The organism is Actinospineispora acaciae DSM 45401 (assembly GCF_000620785.1).
GTDB classification, from domain to species: domain Bacteria; phylum Actinomycetota; class Actinomycetes; order Mycobacteriales; family Pseudonocardiaceae; genus Pseudonocardia; species Pseudonocardia acaciae.
In genome coordinates, this window is sequence record NZ_JIAI01000001.1 from 555,149 (window position 1) to 576,052 (window position 20,904).

Below are 20,904 nucleotides of genomic sequence, written 5' to 3' on the forward strand. Positions count from 1 at the left end.
GGATGATCCCGTTGGTCGGCGCGACCGGTCGGACGGCGGGTGAGGCGGTGGCGGCGGCGTTGCAGCGTCGGCTGCGCGGCGCCGAGCCGGACGCGGCGGCCCGCCAGGCGCGCGCCGCCGACCGGTACGTCGAGCTGCTCGGCCGGTCCCGGGGCGTGCTGATGAAGGCCGGCCAGATCATGTCGTTCGTGGCTCCCGGGGCGCCGTCCTCGGTCGAGTCGGCTGCCCAGCGCTCGATCTACCAGTCGGCGTTCCAGCGGCTGCAGGCGGACGCGCCGCCGATGGAGCCGGAGCTGGCCGCCTCGGTCGTCGAGGCCGAGCTGGGTGCCCCGGTGGAGGCGTCGTTCGCCGAGTTCGCGCCGGAGCCGATCGCGGCCGCCTCGATCGGGCAGGTGCACCGGGCGCGGCTGCACGACGGCCGGGAGGTCGCGGTCAAGGTGCAGTACCCGGGGGTGGAGCGGGCGATCCGGGCCGACCTGGCCAACGTCGAGCTGCTGACCACGTTCCTGCGGCTGGCTCGCACCACGCTGCCGAGCATGACCAGGCTGGACATCCGCACCATCGCGGCCGAGGTCGCCGAACGGATCACCGAGGAGCTGGACTACCGGCGCGAGGCCGCCCACCAGGCCGAGTTCGCGCGCGCCTATCGGGGCCACCCGTTTATCCGTGTTCCGGACGTCATCCCGGAGCTGTCCGCGGACCGCGTGCTGACCAGCGAGTTCGTCGACGGGCTCCGGTGGGCGGAGGCGATCGAGGCGGACCGGGAGCTGCGTGACAGGTGGGGGGAGGCGATCTTCCGGTTCGCCTTCGGGAGCCTGCGGCGGCTGCGGCTGTTCAACGCCGACCCGCACCCGGGCAACTACCTGTTCCATCCCGACGGCGCGGTGAGCTTCGTCGACTTCGGCAGCGTGTCCCGGTTCACCGCCGCGCAGATCGCCGTCATCCAGCGGGTGGTCACCGCGACGGTGGCCGGTGACGCCGACGAGCTGTGGCAGGCGTTCGCCGAGATGGGCGTGCTGGACGCGGCGGACGCGCCCACGCCGGCGGAGATGCTCGGCTGGTACGGCCACGGGCTGGCCAACCTGACCGCCGAGCAGCCGTTCACCCACACCCCGGAGTTCGCCGCCGACACGCTCGCGCAGCGCTACTCCCCCGTCGGCGAGTGGAGCCGGGTGGCCAGGCGCCTTCAGCTGCCGCCCGAGTACGTGTTCCTGACCCGGATCGACCTGGGCATCATCGCCGTGCTCGGCGAGCTGCGGGCCACCGGGCACTGGGAGGCGATCCGCAAGGAGTGGGACGAGGGCGGTGCGCCGGCCACCCCGCTCGGGGTCCTGGACGCCGAGTTCTGGACGGCGGGGGCACGGCCATGACTGTGTCGTTCCGCCCGGAGCTGGACGCCTTCGTGGTGACTGGCTACGCCGAGGCGCTCGCCGTGCTGCGCGGCGACGGCTGGAGCAGCGACCTGCGGGCCAACACCGCCCGCCTCGCGCGGCTCGGTGGCCCGGACGAGGCCATGCCGGTGTTCACCCGGATGATGCTGTTCACCGATCCCCCCGAGCACACCCGGCTGCGCCGGATGGTGGCGCCCAGCTTCACCGCCCGCGCGGTCGAGGCGCTGCGCCCGAGGGTCGCCGCCATCGTCGACGCCGCGCTCACCGGCCTGTCCGGGGTGAGCGACGTCGAGCTGCTGGCCGACCTGGCCTACCCGATCCCGATCGCGGTGATCGCCGAGCTGCTCGACGTCGGGGCCGAGGGCGCCGAGCTGGTGCGCTCCGAGACGCCCAAGCTGACCGCCGTGCTCGAGCTGGACCCGGACCCGGCCAGCCTGTTCGACGCCGCCGAGGCCGCCGTCAACTTCACCGTGTTCCTGCTGCCGCTGCTCGCCGAACGGCGGGTCGACCCGGGCCCGGACTTCCTGTCCGCCCTGCTCACCGCCGAGGTCGACGGCGAGCGGCCCGAGCTGGAGGACGTGCTCGCCACCTGCCTGCTGCTGCTCGTCGCCGGCCACGAGACCACCGCGAACCTGATCGCGAACGGCGTGCTCGCCCTGCTGGACCACCCGCGCGAGCTGGACACGTTGAGCCGCCGGCCCGCCGCCGTCGTGGAGGAGATCCTCCGGCTGGACGGCCCCGTCAAACTGGCCGGCCGTACCGCCACCCGGGACCACGAGCTGGCGGGCCAGCGGATCCGCGCCGGCCAGCAGGTGATCGTCTCGATCGCGGACGCCAACCGTGACCCGGCCCGGTTCGCCGCGCCCGACCGGTTCGACCCGGGCCGCACCGAAGGACACCTGGCGTTCGGCGCGGGCGCGCACTTCTGCCTCGGCGCCGCGTTGTCGCGCATCGAGGCCGAGGAGGCGTTGACCCGGCTGTTCGCCCGGTTCCCCGACCTGCGGCTACGGCCCGACCTGCCACCGACCCGGCGCGCCTCGACCACCTTCCACGCGCTGCGCGAGCTACCCATCGACCTCTCGGAGCAGCCCGCGCGCCTCGGCTGACCCACTACGTCGAACCGACCGACCCCGCCGCCCGTTACCGCAGGTCAGGACCCGTGAGTGGTTAGCGTTGCTATGACAACGCTAACCACTCACGGGGTTGGGCGTGGAGCGCGGTTCCAGTGACCGAGCGCGGCCTGCTTGGGCTGGCTGCCGCGCGCACGGTGGGCCAAGGTCAGCAGACGCCGTCGCCGGGCTTCGGGTTGGCCAGCCCGAACAGCGGTCGCAGCGCCAACCCCGCCCAGGTGCCGCCGAGCGCGGCCAGCCCCCACAGCCAGCCGGAGGCGCTGCCGGACGCGATGCCCGCGAGGTACGCGCCGATGTTGCAGCCGTTGGCCAACCGGGCGCCGATCCCCATCACGATCCCGCCCAGCACCGCCGCCAGCGCGGTGCGCCACGGGATCCGCCGGTGCAGCGTCCACACCCCGCCGGCGGAGGCGGCCACGGCGGCGCCGAACATGATCCCGATGTCGGTGAGGCTGGTCTTGTCGGCGAGCACCGGCCCGGCCAGCATCTTGGCCTGCGCGGGCTGGCGCCAGAACGTCCAGCTCTCCGGGTGCGCGCCGAGCAGCTGCAGGAACTTCGCGCCCCACAGCCCGAACGCGCTGGTGATCCCCCACGCCCCGCCGGAGACCAGCAGCACCGCCCCGCCGAGCCCGGCCAGCGCGAGCGCCCCCACCCACAGCGGCCACGAGCCGCGCACCACCCGGGCCACGCCCCGCGCGCTGGGCACCGCGTCCACCGGCGGCGGCCGGCGCCGGGCCTGGACCAGCTTGGTCACCCAGACGACGGCCACCAGCACGCCGATGGTGATGGCCCAGGACCAGAACCACCCGACGTGGTCGGCGAGCACGAACGGCCGCAGCGCCGGCAACCCGGCCACCAGCGGATACCCCCAGGTGTAGAGCACCGAGCCGACGATGAAGCCGCCGAGCGTGAGCACGATCGCGGACTGGCCGGCGCCCACCGCGAACAGCGTGCCGGACGCGCACGCCCCGCCGAGCTGCATGCCCAGCCCGAACAGGAACGCGCCGAGGAGCAGCCCCACCCCGAGCGGGCCGGCGCTCGGCTCGGGCCGGGATCCGAACAGCCCCGACCCGGTGCCGATGACCAGCGCGAACAGCGTCGCGGTGGTGCCCAGCAGCAGCGCGTGCGCGCGCAGCCCGGTGCCGTTGCCGACGGCCACCAGCTGGCGCCACGCCGAGGTGAACCCGAACCGGGAGTGGAACAGCACGAACCCCAGCCCGCCGCCGAGCGCCAGCAGCACCGCCGGCTTCGCCCCATGTTGCGCGGCGACGAACCAGGTCAGCGCGGCCAGCCCGAGGGCGGCGGCGAGCAGTGGCAGCCGGCGGACGGTCGGGGCCGGCGACGGCGTGGGCGGCGGCGCGGAGACGGTGAACGTGGGGCGGAAGCGCGCGGGCTTGCTGGCCACCGAGGTGGTCGTGGTCATGGGTTCTCCGGGGTGAGGCGCGGACGCTGAACGTTCTCTTCAGCGGGCGCGACACAGCCCGTCGTCGACGCTGGTCAGGCTCGCGGCAAACAGCGCAAGGCAGGCGTCGATCAGCACGACATTCAGGGTAAGCGGCGACGGCGGATGACACTAGTGTCGTGTGCGAGGGCACAAGGAGGTGCGATGGACACGATCGCCGACATGGGCGGCACCGACGGCTGGGGTCCGGTGCCGGTGCCGCGCCCGGACGAGCCGCTGTTCCCCCAGCGGTGGCAGGCCAGGGTGTTCGGGATGACCCGGCTGGTCATGAGCCAGATCTCCGGGCGGAACCTGGACGCCTTCCGGCACTCGCTGGAGCGGCTGGACCGGGACACCTACCTGGAGCACGGCTACTACGGGCGGTGGCTGGCCGGCGCGGAGCTGATGCTCACCGACAGCGCGATCCTGGCCCCCGGCGCCGTCGATGCCCGCGCCCGCAAGGCACGCGGCGAGGACGTCACGGAACCGCCGATCCCCGAGCCGAACAAGCCGGACTACACCCCGACCGCGCCGGGCTGGCGCCGCGAGCTGGACCGCCCGCCGGCGTTCGCGGTGGACCAGCGGGTACGGGCCAAGGACATCTCCCCGGACGGGCACACCCGGCTGGCCCGCTACGTGCGCGGCCACACCGGCGTGGTCGAGGCGATCCAGCCCGCCGCGGTGTTCCCGGACACGAACGCCCACTTCCGGGGCGAGGACCCGCAGCACGTGTACACGGTGCGGTTCGAGTCCCGCGAGCTGTGGGGCGCCGACGCCGAGCCGTTCGCGGTCACCATCGAGCTGTACGAGCCGTACCTGGAGGACGCCTCATGAGTGCCCCGGAGCCCTTGTCCCCCGCGCTGCGCGCCGAGGCGCTCGAACAGCTGCTGGTGGAGCGCGGGCTGGTCGACCCGGCCGGCCTGGACCGGCTGATCGCCGCCTACGAGTCGGACATCGGCCCGCTCAACGGCGCCAAGGTGGTGGCCAGGGCCTGGACCGACCCGGACTACAAGCGCCGGCTGCTCGCCGACGGCGCCGCCGCGATCGCGGAGATGGAGTTCGAGGGGCCGAGGGCCGAGCACATCGTGGTGGCGGAGAACACCGCGAGCGTGCACAACGTCGTGGTCTGCACGCTGTGCTCGTGCTACCCGTGGTCGGTGCTCGGCCTGCCGCCGTCCTGGTACAAGGACCCGGCCTACCGCGCGCGGGTGGTCAGGGAGCCCCGGGCGGTGCTCGCCGAGATGGGCCTGCGGCTGGACGAGGACGTGCGGATCGTGGTGCGCGACTCCAGCAGCGAGGTCCGCTGGCTGGTGCTGCCCGAGCGCCCGGCCGGCACCGAGCACCTCTCCGAGCCCGAGCTGGTGCCGCTGGTCACCCGCGACTCGATGGTCGGCGTGGCCAAGGTGAGCGCGCCGTGACCGCGCCGCTGGACCTGGACGGGCCGACCGCGCCGCCCCGGTCGAACGGCGAGCTGGTCTTCGCCGAGCCGTGGGAGAGCCGGGCCTTCGCGATGGCCGTCGCGCTGCACGAGGCGGGCAGGTTCGCCTGGCCGACGTTCCAGGCCGCGCTGATCGCCCGCATCGGGACCTGGCATGCGGGCCAGACCTGGAGCTACTACGAGCACTGGCTCGCCGCCCTGGAGGACGTCCTCTCCTCGGACGGCGCCGTCGCGTCCGACGAGGTCACCGCCCGCGCCGGCCGGCTGGCCGCCCGGCCGTCAGGCCATGATCACCCGGAGCCCCATCCGTCGTAGTAGGTGATCTCCTCGACCGGCGGCCTCGGCGCGGGCCGGAAGCCGTCGCCCGTCGTGTAGCCGACGGCCAGCAGGCAGACCTGGGTGACCTCCGGCGGGATCCCCAGCAGCTCGCCGACCTCGCGTTCGTGCTCGCCCAGGTGGTAGTTCACGATCGAGCTGCCCAGGCCGCGGGCGCGCAGCGCCAGTTGCAGGCTCCACACCGCCGGATACACCGAGCCGTAGAACGCCGAGAGCTGCCCGTTGCCGCCCTCGGGGCGCCCCGCCATGCAGGCCGCGACGAACACCGGAACTCGTTCCAGCACGTCGAGCAGGTGGCGTCCGGACGCCAGCGTGCCCGGTGCCACCAGGTGCCCGTACCGTTCCTGCGACTCGTGCCCGGCGGCCCGGATCGGCGCCGCCATCCGGGCCTTCAGGCCGTCATCGCTGATCACCAGCCACCGGAACCCGTCGATCAGCGCACCGGCGATCGGGGCCTGCTGCGCGATGCGCAGGCACTCGCGCAGCACCTCCGGCTCGACCGGGCGGTCGAGGTCCAGCTTGCGGCGCACCGACCTGGTGGTCGTCAGCAACGTGTCCGGGTCCATCGGGGTGAGCAGGGTCTCGACGACCTCCCGCAGGTTCGGCGGTTCCAGGCCGTCCAGCGAGTCGAGCTCGTCGAGGGCGAACCAGCGGTACCCCAGGTAGGTCGCGCGCTCCCCGTCCGTCGGGGCGCCCGCCGCGACCTCGAACGCGGGGGTCCGGGCCAGGAAGAAGTTCTCGACCACGGCGTAGTCCTGGCCGGCCCAGCGGAACCGGCGAGGCACCGGGGTCGACAGTGTGAGGTTCGTCGCTGGCCGCGCCCCCGTCTCCTCCCAGAGCTCGCGGGCGGCCGCCCGCGCCGGGGACTCCCCTGGCTCCAGCCCGCCACCGGGCGGTTCCCAGATCCGGCGCGCGTCCACCGGGTCGAGCCAGTTGAGCAGCAGTACGCGGTCGCGCCGGTCCAGGCACACCACGCGAGCCGCCGGACGGTTCACGGGCACGGCCGCATGCTACGCCGCGCACGGCCGGCCGACGGTCCGCCGAGAGGAGCAGCCCGGTGATCCGGACGCCGATGCCGGCGGCGATGATAGCCAGGATTGTGAACTATCGCGGAAGCTGAGGTGATCAGTGGACCAGCCCTCGGTTCGGCCGGCCCGGACCTCCGACCTGGCGGCCATCGCCTCGATCTACTCGCACTACGTCGCGTACTCCACCGTGACCTTCGAGGTGCGGGCGCCGGACGCGCGCGAATGGGCGCAGCGGTTGCACGCCGTCGGCCGGATCGGGTTGCCGTTCCTGGCGGCCGAGATGGACGGCCAGCTCGTCGGGTACGCGTACTGCGCGCCGTGGAAGCCGCGCGAGGCGTACCACCGGACGGTCGAGGACTCGATCTACGTCGCCCCCTCGGCGACCGGGCGTGGCATCGGGGCGAGGCTGCTGTCCGCACTGCTCGCGGAGTGCGCGGCGCGCGGCGTCCGGGAGGTGATCGCGGTGATCGTCGACACCGACGACCCGGCCTCGGTCAAGCTGCACGACCGGCACGGGTTCGTCGTGGCCGGGCGGCTGCGGCGGGTGGGCTTCAAGCACGATCGTTGGCTGGACACCCTGCTGATGCAGCGCAGCCTCGGAGACCGCGGCCTTGGCGACCGCGGCCTCGGAGACCGCGGCCTCGGCGACGCAGCGCCGAAGGTGGGGCCAACCCCCTCGACAGGCGGGGGCGGCCATGGCCACGATGCCCGGGGCGACTCCTAGGCGGGCGGTACGACATGACAGTGGACAGCGTGGTGTCCAAGGACGGCACGGCCATCGGGTTCGAGCGGCGTGGCCGGGGGCCGGCGCTGGTCGTGGTGCACGGGCTGTCCGCCGACCACACCCGGTGGGCGTCGGTGGCGGGCCTGCTCGCCGAGCGGTTCACCCTGTACCTGGTGGACCGGCGCGGGCGGGGCCTCAGCGGCGACGGGCCGCGGGGCGAGTACGCCATCGAGCGCGAGGCCGAGGATCTCATCGCGGTGGCCCAGGCCGCCGACGGGCCGGTCGCGGTGCTCGGCCACTCGTACGGCGCGCTGGTCACGCTCGAGGCGGCCGCGACGGCCCCGGTGTTCAACCGGGTGCTGCTCTACGAGCCGCCTTTCCCGACGCCGGGGCTGTCCGTGTTCCCGCCCGGCGTGCTCGACCGGATCGAGGCCGAGGTCGCGCGCGACGACCGGGAGGCCGCGCTGACCACGTTCTTCCGCGAGGCCCTCGGCCTGGACGAGGACGCGATCGCGCAGCTGCGTGCCCTGCCGGTGTGGCAGGCGCGGCTGGCGTCCGCACACACCTACGTCCGTGAGGGGCGGGTGGCGTCCGGCTACTCGCTGAGCCCGCGCCTGGCGGAGCTGTCGGTGCCGGTGCGGTTCCTGCTGGGCGCCGAGAGCCCGCCGTACCTCCGCGCCGCCACCGCCGCCGCGCACGCGGCGATCCCGCACAGCGACCTGGTGGAGATCGCCGGCCAGGCCCACACCGCCATGGACGGCGTGCCGGCGACGTTCGCCGAGATGGTGATCGACTTCCACGCGGCGTAGGGCTGACCGGTCGAGTATTTTTGGACCGGTCAACATACTCCCAGTGCGAACGAGGAACCGATGAATGCCGAGCGCCCCACCAGGGGACGGCCACCGAGGGTGCGAGCCGGCCTGGACACCAGGTCGCGGATCACCGGCACGGCGGCCGAGCTGATGCGTCGCCAGGGCTACCACGCGACCGGGCTGGCCGAGGTGGTGGCGCGCAGCGGTGCCCCCAGGGGCTCGCTCTACCACTACTTCCCCGGCGGCAAGGAGCAACTGGCCAGCGAGGTCGTGGCGGGCGGCGCCAAGGTGGTGACCGCGCTGATCACCGCCACCTTCGCCGCCAATCCCGACCTGGCCGGCGTGCTGCGCACGTTCGCCGATGCGCTCGCCGCGAACTTGGCCCGGTCGGGCTTCCGGGACGGCTGCCCGGTCGCCACGATCACGCTCGACGCGGCCTCGGACTCCGCGCTCATCGGCGAGTCCTGCGCGGCCGGCTTCACCGACTGGCGCGACACCATCGCCGCCGAGCTGTCCCGGCGCGGCTTCGCGGCCGGCGAGGCGGCCAAGGCGGCCACCCTGGTGCTGTCCGCGTTCGAGGGGGCGCTGCTGATGGCCCGCGCGACCCGCAACGTCCAGCCGCTGCACGACGTGGCCGACACGCTCGCCGCGCGCCTGACCCCCGAGGCGGTGGCCCGATGAGCGAGTTGGTCACCTCGGAGCTGGTGGACGGCGTCACGGTGCTGCGGATGAACGCCGGCGAGAACCGGATCAACCCGGACCTGCTCGGCGCCCTGGAGGCCGCCCTGGACGCCGCCGAGAACGGGCCGCTCGTGCTCGCCGGCGAGGGCAAGTTCTTCTCCAACGGCTTCGACCTGGAGTGGATGTCCACCGCGCCGGACGGCCAGGCGGCCACGGTGGTGCCCCGGTTCTGCGAGCTGGCGGCGCGGTTGCTGGCCTTCCCCGGCTACGTCGTCGCCGCGCTCAACGGGCACACGTTCGCCGCCGGGGCCATGCTCGCGCTCGCCTGCGACCAGCGGGTGATGCGCGAGGACAGGGGCTTCTTCTGCCTGCCCGAGGTGGACCTCGGCCTGTTCTTCAGCACCGGCATGACGGCGCTGATCACCGCGAAGCTCTCGCCGTCCACCGCCCACGAGGCCATGGTCACCGGCCGCCGCTACCCGGGGCCGGCGGCCGTCGCGGCGGGGATCGTCGGCGAGGTCGCGCCCGCCGACGACGTGGTCAACGTCGCGGTGAAGCGCGCGGCCGCCGCGGCCGGCAAGCCGTCGGCCTCGGTGGGGGCCATCAAGACCGGGATCCACCAGCGGGCCATCGACCTGCTCCGGGCGGAGGCGCCCGGGCGATAGCTTGCGCCGGTCTCGGCCCGGCCTCCATAATTCATAATAATGAATCTACTGGAGGCTTGATGGCCGAGATCAGCTTCGCCGCCTGCGCCAGCCACGCTCCGGGGCTCGCGGGGTGGTTCGACAAGGCCCCGGAGGACGACCGCCGCCAGGTGAGCGCGGCATACCAGCGGCTGCACGACGAGCTGGTGGAGTCGCGGACCGAGGTGCTCGTGATCATCGGCAACGACCATGTCGCGAACGCGCGGGTGTACGACTACCCGGACTTCACGGTCGGGCTGGCCGCCGAGCACGTCGGGCCCGACCAGTGGTTCCAGCCCTGGCTGCGGCTGGACGAGTACCGCATGCCGGGCGACCCGGAGGTGGCCGGCGCGCTCGCCGACGGGCTGGCCGACACCGGCCTGACCGTGCGGGCGGCCGCGTCCAACCTGCGCTTCGACGACAACGTCTCGGTGCCGGTCAGCATGCTGCGGCTGGCCGAGACCGGGGTCCGGCTGGTGCCGATCCTGCAGAACTGCACGGTCCCGCCGCTGCCCAAGGAGCGCGCCTGCTACGGCTTCGGCCGCCGGCTCGGGGAGCTGGTCAGGGATCGCCTGCCGGCGGGGCTGCGGGTGGGGCTGCTGGGCTCGGGCGGGCTGAGCCACGAACCCGGCGGGCCCCGGTACCTGGAGATCGACGAGAAGTTCGACAGGTGGTGGCTGGACCTGCTCGCGGACGGTGACCATGAGCGCGTGCTCAGCGAGGCCACCTTCGAGCGCATGGAGGCCGCCGGCGCGGGCGGCACCGCGGAGCTGCTGTCCTGGCAGGTCGTGATGGGCGCGATCGGGGAACGCCCGTGCACCCCGCTGTGCTACGTGTGCGTGCCGCAGTGGCGGTGCGGGGTCGGCGCGGTGCGCTGGGAGCTCGACTCGACACCGGTCGGAGGCTGAGATGTCGCTTCGCTACTTCAGGCCGGAGCTGCGCAGCAACGACCTGGTCCAGGACGTCAAGTGGGATCCGGAGCTGCTGCGCCGGTTCACCGAGGACGAGGCGGGCGTGCTCGACCAGTACCGGCTGCCCGAACCGGAGCGCCGGGCCATCGCGGACCGGGACTTCAAGCGGCTCTACCACCTCGGGCTGCACCCCTACCTGCTGTCCCAGCTGGCCCGGCTGATCTACGGCACCGCCGAGCGGGCCGGCACCTCCGCCGCCGCGCTGGCGCTCACCGAGTCGCTGCTGGGCACTAACGATGACTCGGCCGAGGACGATCCCACGTGACGGCCCAGCCGTTCATCGATGTGCACACCCACGTCATGCCGCTGCCGTTCCTGCGCGCCCTGGCCGCCGACGGCCTCGCCGACCTGGACGGGCTGGGCGAGCACGTGGTGCGCATCGCGCCGGAGGTCTCCGGGCTGCCGATGACCGCGCCCATCCCCTGCCCGCCCGCGCAGTACGACCTGGACGCCCGGCTGTCCACGCTCGACTCCGCCGGCGTCGACGTGCACGTGGTCTCGGCGCCGCCGTTCCTGTTCGCCGCCCGGCAGGACGACCAGCGGCGGGTGTTCGGGCTGCTCAGGGCGTTGAACGAGGCGATAGTCGAGTTCGCCGCCGCCGCGCCGGGCCGGCTGGTGCCGCTGGGGACTGTCGCGGTCGGGCACCGGGGCGCTGCGGCCGAGGCCCGTCATTGCATGGAGGAGCTGGGCTGCGCCGGGATCGCGCTGGGCACCCACGGCGCCGGCAAGGAGCTCGACCACCCGGACAACGACGAGCTGTGGGACTACCTGGCCGCCCACGAGGTCTTCGTGCTGCTGCATCCCGGCGCGTCGGCCGCCGACGCGCGGCTCGGCGACTACCACCTGACCCAGCTGCTCGGCTTCCCGGTGGACACCGCCACGGCGGTCGCTCGGTTGATCTTCGGGACGGTGCTGGACAGGTACGACCCGCTGATCTGCCTGTGCCACGGCGGCGGCTGCGCGCCCGCGCTGGCCCCGCGCTGGGACCTGGGCTGGCGGCGCAAGGCGGTGGCCGGGACCAGCCGCCAGCCGCCGAGCGCGTACCTGTCGCGGTTCTGCTACGACACCGCCGTGTTCGACATCCCCACCCTGCGCCTGCTGGTCGACCGGATGGGCGCCGACCGGGTGCTGCTGGGCACCGACTCGCCGTTCGACCTGGCCGACCAGCGGCCGAGGGCCACCGTGGCCGCGCTCGGCCTGAACGACGAGGACGAGCGCCGCATCGCCGGCGGCAACGCCGCGCGGCTGCTCGGCGGCCGCCTCCTGGAGCCGACGACATGAGCCCGAGCACCTGCCTGCTGCTGATCGACCTGCAGAACGACTTCTGCCACCCGGACGGCGTGTTCGCGCGCGGCGGCCTGGTGCTCGACGACCCGGACGGCCTGGTGGACCGGGTGAACCGGCTGGTGGGCGCGGCGCGGTCCGGCTCGGTCCCGGTGGCCTGGGTGCGGATGCTCTACGACTGCGCCGAGGACGCCGGGCTGATCGCGACCCGCGGTCCTGGCATCGCCGGCGCCGCCGTGCACCGGGGCACCTGGGGCGCGCGGCTGCTCGACGGCCTGGACGCCCGCGAGGACGACCTGTGGGTGGAGAAGGACAGGTTCAGCGCGTTCCTCGGCACCGACCTGCAGCGGCGCCTGGCCGACCGGGAGATCACACGGCTCGTGGTCGGCGGCGTACGCACGGACTTCTGCGTGGAGTCCACCGTCCGCGACGCGTTCATGCGCGACTTCGAGGTGGTGCTGGTCCGCGACGCGGTGGCCGGCTACTTCCCCGACCTGCACGAGAACAGCCTGCGCGCGCAGGGAACCGTGTTCGCCGAGGTGGTCTCGCTGGACCGCGCGATCGACAACCTATATTGATTGTTATGAACTCGCCTGCGCCGCTGCCTCGGCAGAGCCGTTCCGAGTCGGTCGGTGACGCCCTGGAGTCGTGGATCGGGGAACGCGACCTGGAACCGGGCGCCCGGCTCGGCACCAAGGACGAGCTGCGGGCCCGGTTCAAGGTAGCGGTCGCCACCCTGAACGAGGCGTTGCGCATGCTGGAGACGCGCGGCGTCGTCGAGCTGCGCCCCGGGCCCGGCGGCGGGGTTTTCGTCGGCCAGCCGCCCGCGCTGGTCAGGTTCGGCCGCAAGCTGTTGACCCTGGACGGCGAGGCGGCCACCGTCGCGGACAGCCTCATCGTCCGCGAGGCGCTGGAGCCGCTGATCGCCGCCGACGCGCTCCGGCACCGCTCCGATGACGACATCACCGCGCTGCGCGAGCTGGTCGAGCGGATGCGGGCCGGCGAGACCGCGATCGACTACCTGCGCGCGAACTGGGCGCTGCACCGCCGGATCGCGGAGATCAGCCCGAACCGGATGCTCGCCCACATCTACTGCGGCCTGCTGGACTACGCCGAGGAACGGATCCGGCGCATCAGCCCCGACCGGCTGCTGGACCCGAGCGGGACGGCGATCCACCACGACCTGGTGGAGGCGATCGCCCGGCGGGACCAGGACGCCGTCAAGTCCGCGCTGGAGGCACACGCCCGCCTCACCCAGACCCCGCCCGCCTGACACTCCTCCGCCTCTTGACCGGGCTTGGCGTGTTCTCCATAATCATTATATTGATTAGGTGTGAGCGGTCCGGCAAGCTCGAGGAGGAGCGATGGACGCGGCCACGAGCGGGACCGCCCAGATCCGGTTGTCGCCGGGGCGGCAGTCCGGGCTGATCGTCGCCCTTGGCTTCGCGATGGCGGCGTTCTCGGTGAGCCTGACCATGCTCGTGCCGCTGATCCCGACGCTGGAGCGGCAGCTCGGGGTCTCGGTGGCCACCGCCACCCTGATCGTGACCATGCCGCTGCTGTCCGCCGTCGTCGCGGTGCCGGTGATGGCCGCGTGGGGCGAGGCGGGTGACCGGCGACGGGTGCTGCTGGTCGCGTTCGCCGCGCTGGGCGCCGGGTCGCTGGTCGCGGCGCTCGCGCCGAACGTGCCGGTGCTGCTGGTCGGGCAGGCGATCCGGGGCATCGGCGCCGGCGCGTTCCCGAACGTGCTCAGCGCGCTGCGCCACGAGTGCGACGACGTGCACCGCCGGGTCGGGGTGGGAACGATCAGCGGGTGCAACTTCCTCGGTCAGGGGCTCGGCGGGGTGATCGCCGGGCTGTTGCTGCTGCAGGCTGCCGGGTTCCGGGTGGTGTTCTGGTTCTCCCTCGCCGCGGCGCTGGCCGCGCTGGTGGTGGTGCGGCTCGCGGTGCCGGCGGCCCGCGCCCGGGCGCGCTACGTCCCGGACGTGCTCGGCACGCTCACCCTGGGCGGGGCGCTGGTCTGCGCCCAGTTCTTCCTCACCTACGGCCACGACTGGGGCTGGACGTCGGCGGGCACGCTGGGCCTGGTCGCGGCGACGGCGGCGCTGGTGCTCTGGTGGGTGGCGGTGGAGCGGCGGGCGGCGAACCCGGTGGTCGACCTGGCCATGCTGCGGATCCCGATCGTCTGGCGGGGCAACACCGGCGGGTTCGTCGCGGGCATCGCCCTGTTCGGCGCGGCGGCCGGGGTGTCCACCTTCGTCCAGCTCCCCCACCCGGCCAGCGGGCTGGAGCTGGGCGTCCTCGGCTCGGCCCTGGTGGTGCTCCCGCTGGACCTGATGATGCTGATCGGCGCGCCGCTGGTCGGCTACCTCGCGCGGTACACCTCGCCCCGGCGCATGCTGGTCATCGGGCCGGTGGTGATGGCCGCCGCGTTCGGCGTGCTGGAGGGCGTGCACACCACGCTGCTCTCGATCACGGTCCTGATGGCCTGCGTCGGGCTGGGCACCGCGCTGACCTTCGCCTCGATCGGCATCCTGTTCACCGAGGAGGTGCCGCCCGCCCAGACCGGCCCGGCGCTCGGCTTCAACTTCATCATCTCCCTGGTCGGCGGGGCGTTCTCCGGCGCGATCCTCGGCGCGGTGCTCTCGGCCCACGAGTCGGCGTCCGGTGTGCCGGCCACCGGCGGGTTCATGGTGTTCTGGGGCATCGGCATCGCGGCCGCCCTGGCCGCCGCGCTGATCATGGGAGTCCGCCGTCCCGACACGAGAGGCGACTGATGTCCTACTCGATCTTCGACCAGACCATCGCCGACATGACCTACCGCGAGGTGGAGCGGGCCGCCGAGCGCGGCACCCCGATCATCGTCCCGGTGGGCGTGATCGAGCAGCACGGGCCGCACCTGCCGCTGGGCACCGACGCCTACGGCGCCTACACCGTGGCCCGGCTGGTCCGCCGCCGGCTGGCCGCCACCGGCACCGAGATCCTCATCGCGCCGCCGTTCTACTGGGGTGTCAACGTGGTCAGCTCGGCGTTCGCCGGCAGCATCCGCACCCGCCCGGAGACCGCCCGCAACCTGCTGGTCGACCTGTGCACGTCGCTGGCCGAGGACGGCCTGGGCCGGCAGTACGTGGTCAACCACCACGGCGACCAGGCGCACCTGCGGATGATCCACGAGGCGCTGACCGAGGTGCGGGCCGCCGGGCACACCTCGGTGCACTGGGCCGAGCACGCGAGCACGGTCGCCCGCCTCGGCGCGGACCCGGCCGAGCCGATCTGGGTCACGCCCGCCGAGTCCGAGGGCTACACGGCCGGCGCCGGCACCGGAGAGCTGCTGAACATCCACGCCACCGGCTCGGAGACGGCGCTGATCGCCCGGTACTTCTCCGGCCTGGTCGACCACGACCAGTTGGAGCACCTCGAACCGGCCGCCGGCACGCCCGCCGACCTCGCCGAATGGCGCAAGGGCGGTGAGCATGCCCGCCGGGTCACCCCCGACGGCTACTTCGGCGACCCGTGGCCGTCCGAGCGGAGCACCTGGCAGTTCTACGAGCGCACCGCCGACGCCCTGGCCACCGCCATCGGAGATCACCTCGCTGCGGCGGACCGGAAATCGCCTTAGGATCACCGGGTCCCCTCGGCTCCACCTATCCCAGAGGTGCCCATGCGTCTCGCTCGGAAATCGATCCCCCAGGTTGTGTTCGCGTCCGTCCTGACCGCCGTCCTGGCGGCCTGCTCCACCGCCCAGCCGAGCACCCAGGCCCCCGCGTCACCCCCGGCGGCGGCCCAGGGCGCCCCGGCCCCCGGCCAGCCCGGCGCGGCGCCGCCCGGCGCTCCCAAGGTCATCTTCGACACCGACTTCAACGAGCTCAACGACGACTCGCAGGCGCTGTTCCTGCTGATGCAGGCGGGGGTCGACGTCCTGGGCGTGACGACGGTGTCCGGCAACACCTGGGCGTCCGAGGGGGCGGCGTACGCGCTGCGGCAGCTGGAGCTGCAGGGCAGGCCGAACATCCCGGTCTTCGAGGGCGCCTCCGATCCCCTCTTCGGCAGCCGGATGGACCAGCTCCCCGCGGAGTCCGCGCTCTACGGGACCGACCTGTCCTACCTTGGCGCGTGGAGCCACCCACGGCCGCCCAGCTACCAGCGGCTCCCGAAGCCGCCCTACGGCGGGTACGCGAAGGCGCCCAAGGCCGAGGGCTCCGCCGTCGACTTCATCGTCGACCAGATCAAGAAGCACCCGCACGAGATCACCCTGTTCGTGCTGGGCCCGGCGACCAACGTCGCGCTCGCGGTCAAGAAGAACCCGGAGATCGTGCCGCTGGTCAAGCAGGTGATCTACATGGGCGGCGCGTTCGACGTGCCGGGCAACCAGGGGCCGGCCGCCGAGTTCAACGTCTGGTTCGACCCGGAGGCCGCGCGGATCGCGTTCACCACGCCGTTCCCCGACCAGCTCGCGATCCCCCTGGACGTGACCGACACCGTCTTCTACGGCAAGGCCGAGTACGACAGGGTCACCGCGGGCGAGAACACCCCGATCACGCAGGAGTTCAAGGACCTGCAGGGGCCGAAGTTCGCCAAGGACCCGAACTCGCGCGACCACCTGTGGGACGTGCTCACCGCCGCCGTGTTCCTGCAGCCCGGACTGATCACCGCCGCCGAGATGCGCCGGGTCCAGGTGGACACCCAGTACGGCGTGGACTACGGCCGCACCCTCGGCTACGACCCGGCCCACGCCCCGGCCGGCACCCAGCAGGTGCGCATCGTGCAGCGCATCGACGTGCCGAAGTTCTACGACCTGTTCGTACAGGAGCTGACCAAGCCGCTGGCTCGTTAGCCTGGGGGTACGCACAACTGCGTATTCCGTCGCCGAACCCCGGGCTGGTTCCGTCCGTGTATGTCAACGGGCGCGGGAGCCGCCGTGCCCTCTTCGAGGGGAAGAACGACCGGGGCATGACGCACAGGCCGCGACCGATCACCGACGTCGACCGCCGGGCGAGTTTCGCCAGGCCGGCCGACACCATGTTCCTGGACCACCTCCCGGTGGACGTCCGGGAGCTGGACGCCCAGGCGCGGTTCGCCGCGCTGTCCGCGCTGTTCGACCAGGTCACCGCCCGCCGGCTGACCGGCGTGGGGCTGGCGTCCGGCTGGCGGTGCTGGGAGGTCGATGCGGGCGGGCCGAGGTTGCCGGGCCTGATCGCCGAGCGGGTCGGCCCGCTCGGCCGGGTCGTGGCCACCACCGACCGCGACCTGACCTGGCTCGACGCCGGGCTGCCCGCCTCGGTGCAGGCGCGCCGCCACGACGTGGTGCGCGACGACCCACCGGCCGGCGGGTTCGACCTGGTGCACGCCCGGCTGGTGCTGATGCACCTCCCGGAACGGGACGAGGTGCTGCGCCGGCTGGTGGCCGCGCTGCGCCCTGGCGGGTGGCTGCTCGTCGAGGACTTCGACTGCGACCTGCAGCCGCTGGCCTGCCTGGGGGCCGGACGGCCGGAGGAGCTGCTGGCCAACCGGGTGCGCGCGGAGTTCCTCGACCTGCTCGCCCGGCGCGGGGCGGATCTGGAGTACGGGCGCAAGCTGCCCCGGCTGTTCCGGGACGCCGGCCTGGTCGAGGTCGGGGCCGACGGGTTCTTCCCGGTCGCGGTGCGCGCCGGCGCGGCGCTGGAGATCGCCGAGATGCGCCGCGCGCACGAGGGCCTGCTCGCCTCGGGCCGGATCCGCGCCGACGAGCTCGACGCACACCTCGCCTCGGTCGCCTGGGGCCGGGTGGACGTGACCACTCCCCCGCTGTTCGGCTGCTGGGGCCAGCGCCCCGAGTAGCCCGGGTGCCCGCTCAGCAGTCGAAGACCGACCAGCAGATGTCGTTGCGCAGTCGCTGGTCGTCGAGCACGAGCTCGCGGATCGCGTCCGGGAGTTGGTCACGCTGCCACCGGCACTCGCGTCGACCCTCGGCCTCGGACTCGCCGGCCGGAACGGCGGCACGCGCGGCCTTGATCGCATAGGCGGCCGCGCCGAGGTCGTGGGCGGCGACGTGGGCCACCGCGCCGGCTTGTCCGGCCGCGTACGCGGCGTGGCGTGCCGCCCCTCGCTTGTCGCGCGCCGCCGCCATGGCATGCCCGCCGGCCGCGCGGGACTCCATCATCCCGGCCTCGCCGCGAACCCAGGCACGGATGTGCTCGATGGCCTGGCGCGGTCGCGGATCCCGAGGGTGAGCGGACTCGAACAGGTGCAGCACGTGCTCGGCGCACGAGGCCGCCCAGAGCGCGAGCAGGCGGTGATCGGAATCCGTCAAGGTCCCACCGCGGCGGATCGTCACGAGGCGTGGGTCGCGCACCTTCGACAGGATCACGGTCGGCATCCTTGTCGCACCGACCCGACCGGCGCTACCACGCTCACGAGTCTCCGCACGGTGCGCGGCCGGGCGGGTGTACGAGCCGATACATTGGGGCGGTAGGGCTCATGGTGAGGGGGAACGGCGGGATGAGCGTGCTCGACGGCATCCTGGAAGGCGTCCGCGAGGACCTGGCGGCGCGGCAGGAGCGGGTGCCGCTGGCCGAGCTGCGGGCCCGGGTGGCGGATGCGGCGCCCCCGCGCGACCCGATGCCGGCGTTCCGGGCACCGGGGGTGTCGATCATTGCGGAGGTCAAGCGCAGGAGCCCGAGCAAGGGCGCGCTGGCCGACATCCCGGAGCCGGCACGGCTGGCTGGCGAGTACGCGGCGGGTGGTGCGTCCGCGATCAGCGTGCTCACCGAGGGCCGCAGGTTCGGTGGTTCGCTGGAGGACCTGGCCGCCGTGCGCGCCGCCGTGGACGTGCCGATCCTGCGCAAGGACTTCATCGTCACCCCGTACCAGCTCTGGGAGGCCCGCGCGTACGGTGCCGACCTGGCGCTGCTGATGGTGGTCTCGCTGGACGACGGGTTGCTGGCCGAGCTGCTCGGGCTGGCCACCGAGCTGGGGCTGACCGCGCTGGTCGAGGTGCACACCGGCGAGGAGCTGGAGCGCGCCGCCCGGGTCGGGGCCGAGCTGATCGGGGTCAACGCCCGCGACCTGACCACCCTGGAGGTGGACCGCTCGGTGTTCGCCGAGCTGGCTCCGCGCATCCCGGCGGGGGCGGTCAAGGTCGCCGAGTCCGGGGTCGCCGGGCCGCGGGACGTCGCGGAGTACCACGCCTGGGGCGCGGACGTCGTGCTGGTCGGCGAGGCGCTGGTGCGCTCGGGCGACCCAAGGACGTCGGTGCGCGACTTCCTGGCGACGGCGAACGCGAACGCGAACACGAACTCCCCGGCCTGAGCCGCGTCAGGCGCCGGCCCAGGCCCGCACCCGGTTGCGCAGCACCGGCAGGCTGACGGTGGCGGCGCCGAGCGCGGTGTCGTGGAAGCCCTTGATGTCGAAGCCGGCGCCGAGCGCGGCGCGGGCCTCCTCGCGCAGCCGCAGGATCTCCCGCTGCCCGACCTTGTACGCCAGCGCCTGCCCGGGCATCCCGATGTACCTGTCCACCTCGACGGTGATCGTGTCCCGGTCGATCGGGGCGTGCTCGACCATGAAGTCGATCGCCTGCTGGCGGGTCCAGCCCATGGCGTGCAGGCCGGTGTCGACGACCAGCCGGCACGCCCGCCACGCGTCGGCGCCCAGCATGCCCAGCCTGTCCAGGTCCGTCTCGTAGAGGCCCATCTCGTCGGACAGCCGCTCGGCGTAGAGCCCCCAGCCCTCCACGAACGCGGTGTGCCGGTGCGCCAGCCGCCGGAACGCCGGCAGCCCGGTGCGCTCGCTCGCGATGGCCAGCTGGAGGTGGTGGCCGGGGATCGCCTCGTGGAAGGTCATGGTGGCCGTGCCGGAGCGGCCCCGGCCCGTCGGGTCGTGCAGGTTGACCATGTACTGGCCGGGCCGGCTGCCGTCCGGGGCCGGCGGCATGTAGTAGGCGGGCGGCACGTCCGGGGCGAGGTAGTCGGGCACCGGGGTCAGCTCGCAGGCCGCGCGCGGCAGCTCGCCGAACCACTCGCCCATCGCGGCGCGCGCCGCCTCGAAGCAGCGCCGGGCGTGCGCGACGATCTCCTCGCCGTCCCGGTAGCGCAGGTCCGTGTCGTCCAGCAGCCGGGCGAAGATCTCGGTCAGCGCGGTGGTGCCGAAGGCGCGCTCGCCGACCTCGGCGAACTCGACGGGCAGCTTCTTGGTGACCTCGTCCAGCCCGAACTCGTGCAGCTCCTCGGCGGTGAGCGGAAGGCCGGTGTGCGCCTCGATGAGCGCCCGGTAGATCTCCTCGCCGTCCGCGAGGTGGCACAGGCCGGGGCGGTCGTCCGGGCGCGCCGCCGGCGCCAGCTCGCCGGCCAGCACCTCGCGGTAGCGCGCGAACGCGGGCCGCAGCTCGTCGCGGACCGCGTCGGCGAGCCGGGCCCGCCACGCGTCGGTGCCGTCCCAGTCCGGCGGGCCGGCGAGCCGCACGAACGGGTCCCGCTCGGCCGGCGAGGCGAGGTAGCCGTCGACCTGGCTCAGCGAGCGGGTCACGTTGATCTTCGCCGGGGTGCGGCCGGCGGCCAGGCCCTCGCGGTAGCGCTGCGCGGCCTGGTCGAGCAGCCGGGCCAGCCCGCCGATCCGGGTGACGGCCATCTCGGCGTGCTCGGGCTCGGGGGCGCGCAGTTGGCCGGCCATCATCAGCAGGCCCGCGTGCGCGCCCTGCATCTGGTCGCTCTGCAGCTCGGCCAGCCGCAGGTCGATCTGGCGGATCGTGTCGTCCAGGTCGCCGAGCAGCAGCTCCCGGGTCTCGTCGACCCCGTCGGCCGGGATCTCGGCCATCCGTTGCCGCAGGTCGGCCCACTTCCGGCGGCGGCGGTGGTCGGCGTCGGCGGAGGCCTCGTCGGCCCGGTCGTCGTAGCGATGGTCGCCGAGGAAGGACGCGAGCAGCGGGCTCTCCTCCAGCCGGGCCTCCCAGTACTCGTCGGCCACCGCCCGCACGTCTCCGGACCGGTCCACTCCACGCTCCCCTCGCCGCTG

23 protein-coding genes are annotated in these 20,904 nt (G+C 73.6%); 19 read left to right on the plus strand and 4 right to left on the minus strand.

What is annotated here, in order from left to right:
- Positions 1-2 precede the first annotated feature (2 nt).
- Both N912_RS49070 and N912_RS49075 read left to right on the plus strand, forming a co-directional pair.
- On the plus strand, positions 3-1,370 hold the full coding sequence (locus N912_RS49070) for an ABC1 kinase family protein (protein ID WP_051579489.1): 1,368 nt from the start codon (positions 3-5) through the stop codon (positions 1,368-1,370).
- Positions 1,367-2,497: a cytochrome P450 gene (locus N912_RS49075; protein ID WP_156993118.1), complete on the plus strand. Its 1,131-nt coding sequence runs from the start codon at positions 1,367-1,369 to the stop codon at positions 2,495-2,497. Before N912_RS49070 ends, N912_RS49075 begins: the two co-directional genes overlap by 4 nt.
- A gap of 172 nt (positions 2,498-2,669) precedes the next feature.
- Here N912_RS49075 and N912_RS0102800 read toward each other — a convergent pair whose 3' ends face one another.
- Positions 2,670-3,944 (minus strand): YeeE/YedE family protein, encoded by a 1,275-nt coding sequence (locus N912_RS0102800; RefSeq protein WP_028921228.1) that lies wholly within the window; start codon positions 3,942-3,944, stop codon positions 2,670-2,672.
- Positions 3,945-4,127: 183 nt separating this feature from the next.
- Here N912_RS0102800 and nthB point away from each other — a divergent pair, with 183 nt between their 5' ends.
- Genes nthB through N912_RS0102815 form a run of 3 tightly spaced genes read left to right on the plus strand, consistent with a single transcriptional unit; the run spans position 4,128 to position 5,715 of the window.
- Complete coding sequence (gene nthB, locus N912_RS0102805) at positions 4,128-4,796, plus strand: nitrile hydratase subunit beta (RefSeq protein WP_028921229.1); 669 nt, start codon at positions 4,128-4,130, stop codon at positions 4,794-4,796.
- Positions 4,793-5,380, plus strand: coding sequence for a nitrile hydratase subunit alpha (nthA, locus tag N912_RS0102810; RefSeq protein WP_028921230.1), 588 nt, complete (start codon positions 4,793-4,795; stop codon positions 5,378-5,380). Before nthB ends, nthA begins: the two co-directional genes overlap by 4 nt.
- The gene (locus N912_RS0102815; RefSeq protein ID WP_028921231.1) at positions 5,377-5,715 is read left to right on the plus strand and encodes a nitrile hydratase accessory protein; all 339 of its coding nucleotides are present in this window, start codon (positions 5,377-5,379) and stop codon (positions 5,713-5,715) included. Before nthA ends, N912_RS0102815 begins: the two co-directional genes overlap by 4 nt.
- Here the strand turns inward: N912_RS0102815 and N912_RS66730 are convergent.
- Positions 5,691-6,737: a nitroreductase family protein gene (locus tag N912_RS66730; RefSeq protein ID WP_084210540.1), complete on the minus strand. Its 1,047-nt coding sequence runs from the start codon at positions 6,735-6,737 to the stop codon at positions 5,691-5,693. The genes N912_RS0102815 and N912_RS66730 overlap by 25 nt on opposite strands.
- Before the next feature lie 127 nt (positions 6,738-6,864).
- On the opposite strand from N912_RS66730, the gene N912_RS49080 reads away from it, so the two are divergent.
- The 13 genes from N912_RS49080 (at position 6,865) to N912_RS0102885 (ending at position 17,736) form a co-directional block, all read left to right on the plus strand.
- Positions 6,865-7,488, plus strand: coding sequence for a GNAT family N-acetyltransferase (locus N912_RS49080; RefSeq protein ID WP_064745136.1), 624 nt, complete (start codon positions 6,865-6,867; stop codon positions 7,486-7,488).
- 14 nt (positions 7,489-7,502) lie between these two features.
- Positions 7,503-8,297 carry an alpha/beta fold hydrolase gene (locus N912_RS49085; RefSeq protein ID WP_064745137.1) on the plus strand — a complete coding sequence of 265 codons (795 nt, stop codon included), beginning with the start codon at positions 7,503-7,505 and terminating at the stop codon, positions 8,295-8,297.
- Between the two features lie 60 nt (positions 8,298-8,357).
- Entirely contained in the window at positions 8,358-8,981 is a 624-nt protein-coding gene (locus tag N912_RS0102835; protein ID WP_064745138.1) for a TetR/AcrR family transcriptional regulator, read from the plus strand.
- Positions 8,978-9,646 (plus strand): enoyl-CoA hydratase/isomerase family protein, encoded by a 669-nt coding sequence (locus N912_RS0102840; RefSeq protein WP_028921234.1) that lies wholly within the window; start codon positions 8,978-8,980, stop codon positions 9,644-9,646. Before N912_RS0102835 ends, N912_RS0102840 begins: the two co-directional genes overlap by 4 nt.
- A 59-nt stretch (positions 9,647-9,705) precedes the next feature.
- Complete coding sequence (locus N912_RS0102845) at positions 9,706-10,572, plus strand: DODA-type extradiol aromatic ring-opening family dioxygenase (protein WP_028921235.1); 867 nt, start codon at positions 9,706-9,708, stop codon at positions 10,570-10,572.
- A 1-nt stretch (position 10,573) separates the two neighbouring features.
- Positions 10,574-10,900, plus strand: coding sequence for an extradiol ring-cleavage dioxygenase (locus N912_RS0102850; RefSeq protein WP_028921236.1), 327 nt, complete (start codon positions 10,574-10,576; stop codon positions 10,898-10,900).
- Positions 10,897-11,916, plus strand: coding sequence for an amidohydrolase family protein (locus tag N912_RS49090; protein ID WP_156993120.1), 1,020 nt, complete (start codon positions 10,897-10,899; stop codon positions 11,914-11,916). Before N912_RS0102850 ends, N912_RS49090 begins: the two co-directional genes overlap by 4 nt.
- Positions 11,913-12,497, plus strand: coding sequence for a cysteine hydrolase family protein (locus tag N912_RS49095; protein ID WP_037062687.1), 585 nt, complete (start codon positions 11,913-11,915; stop codon positions 12,495-12,497). Before N912_RS49090 ends, N912_RS49095 begins: the two co-directional genes overlap by 4 nt.
- A 5-nt stretch (positions 12,498-12,502) precedes the next feature.
- On the plus strand, positions 12,503-13,192 hold the full coding sequence (locus tag N912_RS0102865) for a FadR/GntR family transcriptional regulator (protein ID WP_028921237.1): 690 nt from the start codon (positions 12,503-12,505) through the stop codon (positions 13,190-13,192).
- A 91-nt stretch (positions 13,193-13,283) separates the two neighbouring features.
- On the plus strand, positions 13,284-14,696 hold the full coding sequence (locus tag N912_RS0102870; protein WP_028921238.1) for an MFS transporter: 1,413 nt from the start codon (positions 13,284-13,286) through the stop codon (positions 14,694-14,696).
- Positions 14,696-15,538, plus strand: a complete 843-nt coding sequence (locus N912_RS49100; RefSeq protein ID WP_051579493.1) for a creatininase family protein — start codon at positions 14,696-14,698, stop codon at positions 15,536-15,538. Before N912_RS0102870 ends, N912_RS49100 begins: the two co-directional genes overlap by 1 nt.
- A gap of 75 nt (positions 15,539-15,613) precedes the next feature.
- The gene (locus N912_RS0102880) at positions 15,614-16,753 is read left to right on the plus strand and encodes a nucleoside hydrolase (protein WP_051579495.1); all 1,140 of its coding nucleotides are present in this window, start codon (positions 15,614-15,616) and stop codon (positions 16,751-16,753) included.
- 116 nt (positions 16,754-16,869) lie between these two features.
- Complete coding sequence (locus tag N912_RS0102885; protein WP_084210542.1) at positions 16,870-17,736, plus strand: methyltransferase domain-containing protein; 867 nt, start codon at positions 16,870-16,872, stop codon at positions 17,734-17,736.
- Positions 17,737-17,749: 13 nt separating this feature from the next.
- On the opposite strand, the gene N912_RS0102890 is transcribed toward N912_RS0102885, so the two are convergent.
- The gene (locus N912_RS0102890; RefSeq protein ID WP_245645162.1) at positions 17,750-18,208 is read right to left on the minus strand and encodes a putative immunity protein; all 459 of its coding nucleotides are present in this window, start codon (positions 18,206-18,208) and stop codon (positions 17,750-17,752) included.
- A 188-nt stretch (positions 18,209-18,396) separates the two neighbouring features.
- Between N912_RS0102890 and trpC the strand changes: the two genes are divergently transcribed.
- Positions 18,397-19,206, plus strand: a complete 810-nt coding sequence (gene trpC / locus N912_RS49105; protein ID WP_037062689.1) for an indole-3-glycerol phosphate synthase TrpC — start codon at positions 18,397-18,399, stop codon at positions 19,204-19,206.
- 6 nt (positions 19,207-19,212) lie between these two features.
- Here the strand turns inward: trpC and N912_RS0102900 are convergent, their stop codons facing one another.
- The gene (locus N912_RS0102900) at positions 19,213-20,883 is read right to left on the minus strand and encodes a DUF885 domain-containing protein (protein ID WP_028921242.1); all 1,671 of its coding nucleotides are present in this window, start codon (positions 20,881-20,883) and stop codon (positions 19,213-19,215) included.
- Positions 20,884-20,904: the final 21 nt, after the last annotated feature.